Below are 14,770 nucleotides of genomic sequence, written 5' to 3' on the forward strand. Positions count from 1 at the left end.
GTCTTCGTCGTCCCTTCCCGCTGACCGTCGATGCTGGGGAGAATGCCGTGTCTATGCCACCGATCCGTCTGTTCGTGGCCGTCGGTTTCGCCGCGGCCGTGGGGGTAACTCCGGCCTGGGCTCAAACCGACCCACCCGACGCCAAGCCCATCGCGGCCAATGCGAGTACGCTCGAGTTGACGCCCCCCCCCGAGATCCCGAACGTCACCCTGGCACCGGCCTTGAAGACGACGGCGGTCCGGCGCGGGTCGGCAGGCTTCAACGTCCAGATGGTCGACACCGCCCTCCTGCCCCGCGACAAGTCGGGGATCTGGGTGCTCGACTTCGCCTTCAAGCCCGTCCGGATCATCACGTCCGAGATCGGCGGCAAGCGTCGGCAACTGCATTACATGTATTACCGGGTGATCAACCACACCGGCAAGCCGCAGATGTTCGTCCCACAGTTCAGCCTCGTGACCGACACGGGCAAGCGCTATGAGGACACCGTCGTCCCATCGGCCGTCAAGAACATCCAGGCCCGTGAAGAACCGACGATCCCCCTGCTCGGCGCGGTCAACATCATGGGGACGATCCCGCCCAGCACCAAGGAAGGGGTGGACGACGCGGTGTTCGGGGTCGCCATCTGGGACAACGTCGACCCGCATGCCGACCGGTTCCAGATCTACGTAAGGGGCCTCTCCGACGGCCTCCAGGTGATCCCACGTCCCCAGGACGCCGCGGCCAAGGCCCCCGTCAAGCCGATCATCCGCTACAAGGCGTTGCGGGTCGACTTCGTCCGGAGGGGCGACGAGCACAACCTGAACGAGAAGGAAATCCAGCTCCTCGACCCGCCGTATGAGTGGGTCTACTGGTGACCGTCAAGGCCCTCCTCTCCGTTCGTGACACGTCGATCATCACGAATGATCGACGTAGGCGATGGGGTCGCGGAGCCCGAGGCCGGCGAATGCGGCCAATCGGAGCGAACACGAGTCGCAATGGCCGCACGACCGTCCGTCGGGAGCCGGGTCGTAGCAACTGTGCGTCAGGCCATAGTCGACGCCGAGCTCGAGCCCCCTGGAGATGATCTGCTCCTTGGTCATCTTCAGGAGCGGGGCATGGATCACGAACCGCCCCGTCCCTTCCACCCCCGCCTTGGTCGCAAGGTTGGCGAGCGTTTCGAACGCCTGGAGGAACTCCGGTCGACAGTCGGGGTAGCCTGAGTAGTCGACGCAGTTAACCCCGACGAACAGGTCGAACGCCCCCAGGGCCTCGGCCCAGGCCAGGGCGAGCGAGAGGAAGACGGTGTTGCGAGCGGGGACGTAGGTAATCGGGATCCCCGAAGCCATCACGTCGCCATCGCGATCCTTCGGCACGTCCAGGTCATCCGTCAAGGCGCTCCCGCCGAAGGCACGGAGGTCGATCACCTGTTCGACCTGCCTGACGACGCCCGAGGCTGCCGCCACTCGCCTCGCGGCCTCGCGCTCGACGTGGTGCCGCTGGCCGTACAGGATCGTCAACGCATAGACCTCGAACCCGAGGGCCTTCGCCTCGGCGAGCGCGGTCGCGGAGTCGAGCCCTCCACTGAGGAGCACGACCGCCTTCCTGGGCGTCTCTTTCATGGCCTTTGGAACTCCCGAAGAACTCACCTTGCCTCATGCAGAGCGAAAACGGTGGAGGAACGGAGGTCGAGAGTACCACGGGTTTCGTCTTCGGATCCCGTGCGGATCAGGCGTGGCCCATTGCCTCGATCTTCGATCGGATGAGGATCCCAGCCCGGAAGGTCGGGAGCGTCACCGACGAACCCCACGCCCAAGCCCGATCTCGTCGGCCGAGCCTATTCCGCACGAAGTCCGAAGACGGAACCCGTGGCACCTGAGGCATGAACCTTGGAGTCTCCACGCCTCGGTCTCCGCATCGATTTCGATCCATGAGCGACTCGACTTCATCGGCTGCGCCACCATCGTGGGCGCGAGTGAAAATCCTCGCAAGGTACAACCGCTACGTCCGATCGGTCGAGTTGAGGCCCACGCCGAGGTCGGCAAGGACCTCACTCCGCGACTTGCCTCGCCCGCCCAATCGAGATAGCTTGGTGTACGACCTTTGCCAGGCTCGCCCGCGATTCGACGTCGTTTCTTGACGAACGCACGAACGTCGAACGACGACCAGACGGCGCACCTGTTGACGATGCCTCCGGAGACTCCTTTCATGCCGCCGGCCGCCGACTCGCTCGATCAACTTTCACGCGCCGAAGCCGAAGGGAAGCTCTCGGCCACTGCGGCGGCCAACATTCGCCGCTGGTTGACCGAGGCCCCGTTCGCCACGCACAAGGAGCGGCTCGTCGCGGAGATTGCCGCCGGGAACTGGAAGGTGCTCGACGACGCATTTTATGCCGTCCTCGAGTTCGGGACCGGCGGGCGTCGCGGCCGCATGTATCCCGTCGGCACGAACGTCCTGAACTCGCGCACGATCGGCGAGAGCGCCCGAGGGCTCGCGGACTACGTCACTGGCCGCAAAGGGGCCGACGCCCCGAAGTCGTGCGTGATCGCCCGCGATACCCGACACAACTCGCCGGAGTTCGCCCAGATCTGCGCCCAGGTCCTTGCGGCCGCCGGGTTCAAGGTCTACCTGTTCACCGAGCCCCGCTCGACCCCCCTGCTCTCGTTCGCAGTCCGCCATCTCGGCTGCGACGCCGGGATCATGATCACCGCCTCGCACAACGCACCCTCTGACAACGGGTTCAAGTGCTACGCGGCCACGGGCGGTCAGGTCGTCCCGCCCGACGACGCCGGCATCATCGAATGCGTGAAGGCGGCCTCCGACCGCGAGATCCCGGAGACTCCCTTTGAAACCGGGGTCGCCGACGGGTCGATTGTCCTTGCGGGTCCGGAGGTGGACGACGCCTACATCGCGGCCGTCGTCGGCGAATCGGTCAGCAAGGACCGCGATCTCTCGATCGTGTATACCCCGCTCCACGGGGTGGGCGAGACCTCGGTCGCCGCGGCACTTCACGCGGGCGGCTTCGACCGGGTGAACATCCTCGCGTTGCAGCGGACGCCGGACGGCGACTTCCCGAACGTCCCCGGCCACGTGTCGAACCCGGAGATCCCCAAGACCCTCGACGCCTCGATCGCCGAGGCCAAGGCCACCGGCGCCGATCTTGTCATGGCCAGCGACCCCGACGCCGACCGCATCGGCGTCGGCTTGCCCGTCACCGGCGACCCGAAGGGCGATTGGATCACCCTCGACGGCAACCAGATTGGCGCCCTCCTCGCCGCGTTCGTCGTGAAGGAGACCAAGGCACTGGGCCGACTCCGGCCGGACCATTACCTTATCACCACGCTCGTGACGACCCAGATGGCCCGGGCAATCGCCGAGCGGGATGGCGTCCGCACCGAAGACGACCTGCTCGTCGGCTTCAAGTGGATCGGCAAGCGGATCGACGAAGCCGGGCCCGAGGGATTCCTCTTCGGCTTCGAGGAATCGCACGGCTATTTGAAAGGCACACACGTCCGCGACAAGGACGCGGCGGTCGCCGCCTTCTTGTTCGCCGAGCTCGCGGCGACGGTCAAGGCCCGAAAACAGACCGTGCTCGAATACCTCGACGGGCTCTACCTCGACGTCGGCCACTACGGCGAGCGGCTGATCAACAAGACGATGGAAGGACGGCAAGGGGCGGCCCAGATCCTCAGGCTGATGGCCGCCTTCCGCGAAAGCCCTCCCAAGACCATCGGCGGCCTGGCCGTCAACGAGATCTACGACTACAAGAACCACGTGATCATCACGCCGGGCTCGTCGGAGACGAAACCTCTGCCGGAGCCGTCGGGCGACCTCCTGATCTTCCACCTCGACGCCCCCGGCGTCCGGTTCGCCGCCCGGCCCTCGGGGACGGAGCCGAAGATCAAGTTCTACTTGTTCGCCAGGACGAGCACCGAGGGGGTCACCGACCGGGGTCAGCTCGCGGCCATCAAGGCGGAGACGACCCGGAGGCTTGACCAAATCTCAAGCGACATCGAACAATACGTACGAGACGTTGTGGGATCATCCTCGTAGGATCCGGGGGCCACGACGGCGGGGAGGGACTCCGCGAGGGCCGTATGTCCGACACACCGACGACGACCACCAGCCCGGCCGAAAAGGTCCGCCTCTTCCCGACCACGCCCGGCGTCTATCTCATGAAAGACGCCCAGGGCCGGGTCGTCTACGTAGGCAAGGCGAAGAACCTCCGGAGCCGCGCCGGGTCTTACTTCCAGAAGACCTCGGCCGAGGACCGGAGGATCTGCGACTGGATCGGTGAGGTCGTCGACATCGACTTCCTCACCGCCGATAGCGAAGTCGACGCCCTCCTCATCGAGGCGAGGCTGATCAAGGACATCCAGCCGAAGCACAACCAGAGCCTCAAGGACGACAAGTCCTTCCCCTACCTCCAGATCACCACCAACGACGACTTCCCGCGCGTGAACTTCACGCGGGAGCCGCTCGACCGGGGCGTCAAGCTCTACGGCCCCTTCCCCAGGGCCAAGAGCCTACGCGGGGCGATCCAGGTCTTGCAGAGGATCTTCAAGTTCCGCACCTGCTCCCTCGAGATCGAGGAGGGCGACCCTCGCTGGCGATGGTTCCGCCCCTGCCTGCTCCACTCGATCGACCAGTGCACGGCCCCGTGCAACCTAAGGATCGATCGCGAAGCGTATCGGACTGACATCCGCCGCCTCCGGCTCTTCCTCGACGGCAAGAAAGACGTCGTCCTGAAGGAGCTCGACGACGAGATGCGCGAGGCGAGCAAGGCCATGCTCTTCGAGAAGGCGGCCCGGCTTCGCGACGAGATCAAGGCGCTCACGAACCTGAACCTCCGGGGCGACCTCGCCAAGCACGCCCAACCCGAGGTCTTCTACGTCGACCCGAGGAAGGGCCTGAAGGGACTCAAGTCGATCCTCAAGCTCGACTCGATCCCCCGGACGATCGACGGCGTCGACATCGCCCATCTCGGCGGGACCGAGACGGTCGGGTCGCTCGTCTCCTTCATCGACGGCCTCCCGTTCAAGCCCGGGTATCGACGTTACAAAATCAAGAGTGTCAAAGGTGTCGATGATTATGCGTCGATCCGCGAGGTCGTGAGTCGTCGCATTCAAGGTCTCCGGGAGCGCGACGAGCCGTTCCCGGATATCTTCATGATCGACGGCGGCAAGGGGCAGCTCAACGCCGCACTCGAGGCCTTCGACGCCCTCAAGGTCGCCCCACCGACCCTGATGTCGCTCGCGAAACGCGAGGAGGAGATCTTCGTCCCCGGCCAGTCGGAGCCGATCGTCCTGAGTCGCCGATCCTTCTCATTGCGACTCCTCCAGTACGTGCGCGACGAGGCCCACCGCTTCGCGCAGCACTACCACCACATGCTCCGGAAGAAGCGGACCTTCGGCGAGGACATCGGCTGATATCAACGACCTAGCGGCATCCCTCCGTGACGAGCCCGAAGCGCCGGCGAGTGCATCCCCAGACTCAGAAAATCAAGGAAGATTCACTCTCTGGCGCTTCGGGCTCGTATCGGGATTCGCCCGGATTCAGCAGGCAGTCGTCACGCCAGCCACAGCCATCCACCCATAAGTCAAACTTTACAGCAATAATCTTTCCATGATACTGCTCTCCGCCAACGGCCTGGGACGACAATTCGCGGGCGATCCGGTCTTCTCCGAGGTGAGGTTCGAGGTCCGCGCCGGGGAACGGATCGGCCTGGTCGGCCCCAACGGGGCCGGCAAGACGACGATGATGAGAATCCTGGCCCGGGAGGATCAGGCCGACTACGGCAGCCTCTACGTCCGACCCGGGATCCGCGTCAGCCTCCTCCGCCAGCAGCCCGACTTCGGGCCCGAGGAAACCTTGGTTTCCGTCGCCCGAAAAGGCCTCGCCTCGGTCCTGGACCTCCAGCGCGAGCTCGAAGAGGCCGCGCAGGAGATGGCCGAGGCCGAGGACGACGACGATCGAGGCCGGGCTGAGCGGCGTTACGGCGAGATCCACGACCGGCTCGAGCACCAGGACGCCTACTCGATCGACCACCGCGTCGAAGAGATCCTCTCCGGACTCGGCTTCCCCACGAGCGACTTCCAGCGCGCGGCGAGGACCTTCTCGGGAGGTCAGCAGTCGCGGATGATGCTCGCGAAGCTGCTCCTCGAGAACCCCGACCTCATGCTCCTGGATGAGCCTTCGAACCACCTCGACATCGAGACGACCGCCTGGCTCGAGAACTACCTCAGTCGGCAGTCGGTCGCGATGGTCGTCGTCAGCCACGACCGCTACTTCCTCGACAAGGTCGTCACCAAGATCTGGGAGCTCCACAACGGGAAGGTCGAGGCCTACCCCGGCAACTACTCCCAGTACTGGCGGCTCCGCGGCGAGAAGGCCACGAACCTGGAGAAACAGGCCGAGCGTCAGCAGGAGAAGATCGCCGACCTCGAGGCCTACATCCGGAAATACGGCGCCGGTCAACGGGCCAAGCAGGCCCACGACCGCGAGAAGAAGCTGGCGAGGATCGAGCGGATCGAGACGGTCCAGGACATCGTCGGCCCGGTGATGGGCTTCGGCGAGGTCGAGCGATCAGGCGACATCGTAATCGACGTACGTCAACTCTGTAAATCTTTCGACAAACCCTTGTTCCTGAACTTCAACGGGGCCATCCTGCGAGGCCAGTGCGTCGGTGTCCTCGGGCCGAACGGCTCGGGCAAGTCGACCCTGATGAAGACCCTGATCGGGCGAGAGAAGCCCGATTCCGGCGACGTGAAGATCGGGCACAAAGTCCAGGTCGGTTACCACGACCAGGGGCTCGAGTCGCTCTCGCCGACGACGACGGTCGTCCGCGCCGTCTGGCCCGAAGACGACCCCGAATGGCTCCAGGGAGAGATCCGCGACCTCCTCGCACGTTTCGGCCTGTCCGGCGAAATCGTCTTCCAGACCGTCGGCCAACTCTCCGGTGGCGAGAAAGCGAAAGCCGCCCTCGCCCGGCTCTCCGCCACCGGGGCGAACCTGCTCGTCATGGACGAGCCCACGAACCACCTCGACATCTGGTCGTGCGAAGCCCTCGAGCGCTCGATCCGCGAATTCGAGGGGACCGTCCTCGTCGTCTCCCACGACCGCTACTTCCTCAACCAGGTGGCCGACCGCATCATCGTCCTCGGCAACGGCCGCGCCCGGATCATCGAGGGGGATTTCGAGACCTACCAGCGGATCATGGATTCCGAGAAGGAAGCCGAGGCCAAGACCAAAGCCGCCGCCTCCGCCCGGGCCACCCCCGAAAAGCCCGCCGAACGCACCGAGAAGCGAAAACGCAAATTCCCCTACCGGAAGTCCGCCGACATCGAACGCGAGATCGCCCAGGTCGAAACGAAAGTCGCCGAGCTCGAGGACCTCCTCGGCCAGCCCAGCACCTGGCGCGACCCGATCAAGGCCGTCGACACCCAACGCCAGCACGAGGATCTCAAGCAAGCCCTCGCCAAGCTCTACGAGCACTGGGAAGAGGCATCCGAGTACGACTCCTGACCGGATCACGAACGCGAGCCCCTTTCGACTCTGAGGTCGAGGGTTGGAACTGGGCTCAGTTTGGCAAATTCTTTAAACCCTGTATGACTGGCAGTTTGAACACTGCATCATACCAGCGATTCACCGCGTCGATGATGCGATCCATCGCGTGCGGAGTAAGTTCACGCGCCTCGAAGGTCGTCTTAAGCGGGAGTTGGACTCTGCCATCCTCGAACAGAGGCTCAGCCTGCCAGTCGTAATAGCCTTGATCGTCTTGCATGGAAAACAGAAAGACGCAAACAGGCATCATGACCTGTGCGCCCTTCTGTTGGATCTTCAAGAGGTTCAAACGGGCCGTCGCCTCCTCCTGATCGGCGATCGCGTCAGTCGTTCCTTCGATCATGACACCGAAAACTCGCCGACTCGGCTCTCTGGACTGATTGATGTAAACGAACAGGTCGACACCGATATCGAGGTCGCTTTTCGTGACAACAAGGTCCTTGCGGCGCGTCAGATGGATAATCGCAAGAGCTTCGAGACGCTGGTTGAGGTAAGGAAGCACGTTGGTTGCCATGTTCCATCTCCTACACGGAGAAAACCGAACTCATCATCCTCATGTCGCGGGCTTTCCAAAACGCATTCACCTCTTCCCAGAGTCGTTTCACATTCCCGCAGTCCGATGGGAAGGATGTCGGCATCCCACTCACCGAAGACGTGGTGATCTCGTTGATTGACAGAATAAAGACCCGTTCCTCGTTGAGATCGACGCCGGCGAGGTAGGTCGGCGCCAGGTACTCGCGCATCCGAGTGACATCCTCCGCTTCGAGCCGAATTCTCAGGCGTTTGGGTCCCTTACCCGATGTGTATCCTTGAGTTGTCGTCTTGACCTGAACAAAGAGATACGGGGTTCCTGGCTCCGCGTCGACCAACTCAACGATGAAGTCCAGTGTCCGGAATTTGTCCCCGAGGAAGTGCGAAACGAAGTACGGTCGAGTGCGTCCACAGAAGCTCATTATAGCGGCCGTAAACAGGGCTTCGCCACGCATCCCTATCTCGTCGCGTTGGCCCATGGCCTCCTCCTTGAGAAAGGAATCGCTCCATCACTCCTATCGGTGGAATATGGGTTTCACGATCGCTGAAACGGGTCGGTCAGACGATCGGTCTTCCCGGCAGAACAAGTCCCGATGACACATCTCTCCACGGCGCTGCAGCGATCCCATCATCTACGTGAGGGTCTGGAACGTGCCACCCAGACCAAATCCATGCAACCATCCAACAAAAGGATCTCGTCAATGCGTCGAGAATGGTGGTAAAATGAGATGAGGACTTTGAGAGCGCCCCGGACGGCGGTCCGGATCCTGGCCCCTTTTCGAGCGTAGTCGAACCATGCCCGACCCCGAAAAGCTCCTGACCACGATCCGACGCGCCACCGACCTCTTCCGGACTACACCGGGTCGACGAGGAGGGGTTGTCACCCTCGAGGATGCGGCGGATGTGCTCGTGGTAGGCGACCTCCATGGCAATATTCCCGCCTTCCGGAAGATCCTCGAGGAGGCTGCGCTCAACCTCAACCCGAAGCGCCACCTCGTGCTGCAGGAGCTGATCCACGGACCCCGGTTCTACCCCGACGACCGGGGCGATCGTTCCCACCAGCTCGTGGACCTGGTCTCGGCGTTGAAGTGCCAGTACCCGACACGGGTCCACGTCATCATCGGCAACCACGAGTTGTCCGAGTTGACGGGTCGGATCATCGGCAAGAACGGGATGGCTTTGAACGCCCAGTTCCGCCTGGGGATCGCCACGGCGTACGCGCCTCGCGATGAAGAGGTCTTCGTCGCTTACAAGAATCTTTTCGCCGCGCTCCCGCTGGCGGTCCGGACCCCGAATCGCGTCTTCCTCTGCCACACGATCCCGGACCCCGTCGACCTCGACGGGCTCGACCTCGGCGTGCTCGAGGCCGAGACGTGGACCAAGGAGGCCATGGCGCGACACGGGACCGTCTACGCCCTGACCTGGGGCCGCAACACCGAGCCGACGACGATCGACCGATTCGCCGCCATGGTCGACGCCGACTGGTTCGTCACCGGTCACCAGCCCTGCGACGACGGCTTCCGCCAGGCCAACCACCGCCAACTCATCGTCGACGGCACCGATCCCTATCCGACCTACTGCCTCTTCCCTGGTCGCGACCCGCTCACGATCGAAACGCTCGTCGGCGGTGTCCGGAGCATCTCGCTCCTCTCCTGATGGTGCGGACTGCCCCGCTTTCCGACTTTCAGGCATTAGTGATGCGTCGACTGTAAAAGCTGGGGTCGAATTTACGGCTTCACTCGGATGAGGAGGATCCCCCGGTGGGTGGGGCACTCTTGCCCCGCGGATTCACTCTCGGCTCGCGCAGCAAGAGCGGGGAAAGAGTCCCCCACCCACCGGGGGTACGTCCATGCGGCCTTGTTTGCCAGAGGGGCTGCCACAACTGCCACGGCATACCCCGAATCATGCCTCGACGATGCACTAGGCCAGGATCGGGGTGAGGACGTGCCCGTGCACGTCGGTCAGTCGACGGTTGGCGCCGTTGTGCCGATACGTCAGACGCTCGTGGTCGATGCCGAGGAGGTGGAGGATCGTGGCGTGGAGGTCGTAGCTGTACGTGGGAGTCCTGGCCTTCCACGACCACTCGTCGCTCTCGCCGTAAGCCGCGCCGCTTCGGATCCCCGCGCCCGCGAGCCAGGAGACGAATGTCCCTCCGTTGTGGTCGCGCCCCTTGCTGGCCTGGCTGAAGGGCATCCGGCCGAACTCGGTCGTCCAGATGACGAGAGTATCCTCGAAGAGTCCTCTCGCCTTAAGATCTTTGACCAGCCCGGCGACCGGCTGGTCGGTGCTCCTGGCGATCGCCTGTAGGTCATTCCCGACGTCGTTGTGGTTGTCCCAGTTGCCGCTGGCCCCGCCGGTGCCGCTCCAGACCTGGACAAACCGAACCCCGCGCTCGATCATCCTCCGAGCGGTCAGGCAATTCCTGCCGAACTCCTCGGTCTCCTTCCGGTCGATCCCGTAAAGCGCCTGGGTCGCCCGCGACTCGCCCGTGATGTCGAGGACCTCGGGGGCGCTCAGTTGCATCCGGGCGGCCATTTCGTAGGAATCGAGGCGAGCTTCGAGCCGGGAATCCCCTTCCCAATGCGCCATGTGATCCTGGTTAAGCTTGCGGAGTAGGGCCTGCCCTTCAGACTCTCCTCTTGGGGTGATGTAGGCCGCGGACTTGGGCGGGAAGAGGTCGGCGATCGGGACGGGGGCGTTCGGCTTGATGATCGTCCCTTGATGGGCGACGGGGAGGAAGGCCGACGAGAAGTTGCCCGTGTTGTTGTACGGCAGGCCTCGCGAGTCCGGGAGCACGACGAAGGTCGGGAGGTTGTCGTTCAAGCTCCCCAGCCCGTACGAGATCCACGAGCCCAGGCAAGGAAATCCGGGGAGGACGAACCCGGTGTTCTGCATGTAGCTGGCGGGCCCGTGGACGTTCGTCTTCGAGGCCATCGACATCAGGAATGCAAGGTCGTCGACGATCTCAGTCACGTGAGGCAGGACGCTGCTGACCCAACGCCCGGTCTCGCCATATTGCTTCCAGGACCAGGGGCTCTTGAGGATGTCGCCCGGCACGCTCGTCGCCGCCTCGACCCGCCCGCCGGGGTCGAACTTCTCGCCGTGGCGTTTGATCAACTCCGGCTTATAATCGAACGTGTCGCACTGACTGGCGCCACCGTTCATGAAGAGCTGGATGATCCGCCGGACCTTGGCACGATGGTGCAGCCCGCCATTCAGGTCTTCGCGAGGCGCGACGGTGTCCGCGAGGACCTGCCCCCTCCCCATCAGTTGGGCCAGGGCGATCCCACCGAGGCCTCCCCCCACGTCCCAGAGGAACCGGCGACGGCCCAACGGGTGCGGCTCGACGTCCGGACGTTCGAGGTCGATGGGCATCGCATGGTCCTAGTTGATAAACATAAATTCGTTGCTATTGAGCAAGATCCGGCAGGCGTTGGCCATGCCGTGCTCGGCGGCATATGCGGCGACGGCGTCGGCCTCATCCGGCGTCGGAGGACGGCCGAGGGCCAGGAAATAGGCCCGCACGACCTGGCCACGTAGATCCTTCCCGTCCCGTTCGACTCGAGCGGCGAAGTGCTCGCTCTGCCGGACGATGAAGCGATCGTTGAGCATCGCCAGGGCCTGGAGCGCGGTGACCGACGCGTTCCGCTTGGGGCTGAGCTGCGACGAGTCGGGGCAGTCCATCGAGTCCATGAACGGGTCGGGGACCGTGCGGAAGAGGAAGCGGTAGACGCTCCGGCGATAGCTGCCGGGGCTGTCGACGTCGAAGTTTAGGTAGTCCACCACCGGCGTCACGTGGACGCCCTGGCTCTGGATGAACTGCTTGACCGACGGCCCTCCCATGGTCAGATCGAGTTTCCCCGAGACCTGGAGGACGGCGTCGCGAACCGATTCCGCATCGAGGCGCGATCGGTTCATCCGCCAGAGCATGAGGTTGTCGGCGTCGAGTCGCGCCGCGACGGGGTCATGCCGACAAGACTGGCGATAAGTCGAGCTGGTCAAGATGAGTCGGTGCAGTGCCTTGAGCGAGCCGCCGCCGTCGCGGAAGCTCACGGCGAGCCAGTCGAGCAGCTCAGGGTGGGTCGGCTCGGCCCCCATCCGGCCGAGGTCGTTGGGCGAATCGGCCAGGCCTCGCCCGAAGTGGTAATGCCAGATCCGGTTCACGATCGAGCGCCAGGTCAGCACGTTGCGCGGGTCGCTGACCCACCGGGCCAGGGCGGCTCGCCGGGCTCCCTCGTCGCCAGGCTCCTCCAGGGAGAAACGGGAAGGCAGGCCGGGCACGCAGGCTAGTGCCCCGGGCGTGGCCGGCTTGAGTGGGTTGTTGAGATCGCCACGCCTCAGGATGAAGATGGGCCTTGGTGCCTTGGCCGGCTTAAAGCTCATCTCCGGCTTGAAGTCATGCGCTCCCGCATAAACCATCGGAGGCGCCGGCAGAGACGAGAGGGCCCGACCGGCCCGATCCATCTCCGCCTGGACCTCGGGCGAGATCGTCAGGTAGTACGCGGCCAACGCCGACTGCTCCTCCCTGCTTCGACGCCCGGAAGGAATCGCGAGCACTTCGACGATCCGAGCCGGCAACGGCCGCGCGAGCGAGGGCCGGGGCGAGGTCGACACGGAGAGGCGAACCCGTCCGATCAGGTGCTTCCGGCCGTGCCCCTGCTCGAGCACAAAGGTCAGGGCCGTCCCCCCATCGAACCCGACAGGCGCCGACAATTCGAAGACGGCCTGGTGGGGCTTGCCAACCTCGGGGAAGATCCCCCAAGCTGTCGGCCCCTGGCCGTCGATCGCGTGGGCAATCGTCCATCCGTCTTGGTCGAAGTCGGACCAGGCCCGTTTAAGGGCCACGGGGTTCGACTTCGAGGGATCACTCCCGGGGGCGGCCTTCAACCGGAACTCGGTGAGATGGAAGTTCCCGTTCGGGCTCCGGCCCGGGCCTTTCTGAGGAAGGGCGTCGTCGGTCAAGACTTCGACGCGGACCGCGCTGATCCCCTTCAAGGCGGTCGGGGCGACGAAAGTGTACGTGTCGACGTCGGGCTCGGCCCCGTCGAAGCGGATGGAGGAATCCGGCAGCTTCCTCGGGGTCGCCCCACCGGAGGATGTCACGCTCGAAGGCTCGAGGACGATCCAATCGTTCGAAACGGCCGCCGAAGAGTCCTCCCAGGCCTTCTGGCCCTCGGCGATTGCGACCAGGGCATCCCGGCCGAGATGGCGTTCCAACGCCGGCTGGAGCCGAGTCTCGAGCGCGGCCTTCCTCTCCAGCAAGGCCTGGCGGATCGCCTCGGCCCTGGGGTCGATGACGTAGGGCCGCTCGGCACGATCGACCCCTGCGAAGACAGCCTGGAGGCCGTAGTACTCCTCCTGGCTGATCGGGTCGAACTTGTGGTTGTGGCAGCGCGCACAGTGGACCGTCGTGCTCGTGAATGTCGACATGGTCGTCGCCACCATGTCGTCGCGGTCGAGATACTGGGCAACCTTCTTGTCGACGGTGTCGTCCCGGATGTCGCGCTGGGAGCTTTCGTCCCAGGGGCCGGCGGCGATGAAGCCGAGGGCGACAACCGCCTGCGGATCTCCGGGGTAGAGGACGTCCCCCGCGAGTTGCTCTCGGATGAATCGCGCGTAGGGCTTGTCGTCGTTGAACGACCGGATCAAATAATCGCGATAAGGCCAGGCGTTGGGCCGAGGCCGATCCTGGTCGTTGCCATGCGTCTCGGCGAAGTGGACGACGTCCATCCAGTGCCTGGCCCAGCGCTCGCCGTATCGAGGACTCTCGAGGAGCCGATCGACGACCTTTTCATAGGCATCGGAAGCCGAGTCGGCTTCAAACGCAGCCACGACCTCGGGGGTTGGCGGCAGGCCGGTCAGGTCGAAGCTGACGCGGCGGATCCACGTCCTGCGATCGGCCTCCGGGGCATGGGCCAGCCCTTTCGACTCCAAGCCAGCCAGGATGAACGCATCGACGGGCGTCCTGACCCAGCCGTGCTCCCTCGGCTCCGGCTCCCGAGGGAGGACCAGTGGCCGGAGCGACCAGTGGGGAGCCTCGGACGCGGAACGATCCTGACTTGCCGCAGCGTCGACCGGCCACTCGGCCCCCTGATCGATCCAGGCTCGGATCAGGCCAACCTGCTCCGAGTCGAGCCTGGGGCCTTGAGGCGGCATGACGCCCGAGGAGTCGTTCCCGGCCACGAGGTGAACCATGGGGCTCTCGGCCCCCTTCCCCGGCACGATCGCGGGCTCGCCCGAGTCGCCCCCTCGGAACGCATCGTCGCGACGATCCAGGCGATAGCCGCTCTTCTGCGCCTCCGGCCCGTGACACTTCGAGCAGCGCTCGGTCAGGACGGGACGGATGTCCTTCGCGAAGTCGACGCGACGGGCCGCGGCCTTCGGTAGGTCATCGGCCTGCGGCCCTTCCGCAAGCACCGGCGACCGACCCATCGACGCGACAAAGGTCGCCAGCAACCCGACAATCACCAGGGGCCACTTCATATCCTCGACCTCCGCTCATCGCGGGAAGGCGCGGGTCCGCGTCGAGTTCACACCGGACCTATCGCACACCCGGCTTGGACAGGCCTGGACGCATTATACTTGCTGAAGAAAAGTTTGAGACCCGTATTCCTCGCATTTCTCCGCGGGCCTCAACATCGTCGGAGGGTCTCTGTAGACGATCCTCCCCCGCAATGATGACTTTCCAGGCCCGGTCGCG

Annotated in this window: 10 protein-coding genes; 5 read left to right on the forward strand and 5 right to left on the reverse strand. The window is 64.4% G+C overall.

Annotation, left to right across the window (positions count from 1 at the left end; all coding sequences use genetic code 11):
* The first annotated feature begins 53 nt into the window (after nt 1–53).
* On the forward strand, nt 54–854 hold the full coding sequence (locus ACYOEI_RS09845; RefSeq protein ID WP_462849259.1) for a hypothetical protein: 801 nt from the start codon (nt 54–56) through the stop codon (nt 852–854).
* A gap of 39 nt (nt 855–893) precedes the next feature.
* Here the strand turns inward: ACYOEI_RS09845 and queC are convergent, their stop codons facing one another.
* The gene (gene queC, locus ACYOEI_RS09850; RefSeq protein WP_462849261.1) at nt 894–1,598 is read right to left on the reverse strand and encodes a 7-cyano-7-deazaguanine synthase QueC; all 705 of its coding nucleotides are present in this window, start codon (nt 1,596–1,598) and stop codon (nt 894–896) included.
* 586 nt (nt 1,599–2,184) lie between these two features.
* Here queC and ACYOEI_RS09855 point away from each other — a divergent pair.
* From ACYOEI_RS09855 to ACYOEI_RS09865, 3 genes are all read left to right on the forward strand, one after another.
* On the forward strand, nt 2,185–4,029 hold the full coding sequence (locus ACYOEI_RS09855) for a phospho-sugar mutase (RefSeq protein WP_462849262.1): 1,845 nt from the start codon (nt 2,185–2,187) through the stop codon (nt 4,027–4,029).
* Nucleotides 4,030–4,073: 44 nt separating this feature from the next.
* Nucleotides 4,074–5,405 (forward strand): excinuclease ABC subunit UvrC, encoded by a 1,332-nt coding sequence (locus ACYOEI_RS09860; RefSeq protein WP_462849263.1) that lies wholly within the window; start codon nt 4,074–4,076, stop codon nt 5,403–5,405.
* A 196-nt stretch (nt 5,406–5,601) separates the two neighbouring features.
* Nucleotides 5,602–7,500, forward strand: a complete 1,899-nt coding sequence (locus ACYOEI_RS09865) for an ABC-F family ATP-binding cassette domain-containing protein (protein ID WP_462849264.1) — start codon at nt 5,602–5,604, stop codon at nt 7,498–7,500.
* Between the two features lie 55 nt (nt 7,501–7,555).
* Here ACYOEI_RS09865 and ACYOEI_RS09870 read toward each other — a convergent pair whose 3' ends face one another.
* Nucleotides 7,556–8,053 (reverse strand): hypothetical protein, encoded by a 498-nt coding sequence (locus tag ACYOEI_RS09870; protein WP_462849265.1) that lies wholly within the window; start codon nt 8,051–8,053, stop codon nt 7,556–7,558.
* Between the two features lie 10 nt (nt 8,054–8,063).
* A complete protein-coding gene (locus ACYOEI_RS09875) occupies nt 8,064–8,549 on the reverse strand; it encodes a DUF4365 domain-containing protein (protein WP_462849266.1) in 486 nt (161 codons plus the stop codon).
* Between the two features lie 316 nt (nt 8,550–8,865).
* Between ACYOEI_RS09875 and ACYOEI_RS09880 the strand changes: the two genes are divergently transcribed.
* Nucleotides 8,866–9,726 (forward strand): metallophosphoesterase, encoded by an 861-nt coding sequence (locus ACYOEI_RS09880; RefSeq protein WP_462849267.1) that lies wholly within the window; start codon nt 8,866–8,868, stop codon nt 9,724–9,726.
* A 264-nt stretch (nt 9,727–9,990) separates the two neighbouring features.
* On the opposite strand, the gene ACYOEI_RS09885 is transcribed toward ACYOEI_RS09880, so the two are convergent.
* On the reverse strand, nt 9,991–11,445 hold the full coding sequence (locus ACYOEI_RS09885) for a DUF1501 domain-containing protein (protein WP_462849268.1): 1,455 nt from the start codon (nt 11,443–11,445) through the stop codon (nt 9,991–9,993).
* A 9-nt stretch (nt 11,446–11,454) separates the two neighbouring features.
* The gene (locus tag ACYOEI_RS09890; RefSeq protein ID WP_462849269.1) at nt 11,455–14,553 is read right to left on the reverse strand and encodes a PSD1 and planctomycete cytochrome C domain-containing protein; all 3,099 of its coding nucleotides are present in this window, start codon (nt 14,551–14,553) and stop codon (nt 11,455–11,457) included.
* Nucleotides 14,554–14,770: the final 217 nt, after the last annotated feature.

It is taken from the genome of Singulisphaera rosea, from assembly GCF_054877945.1.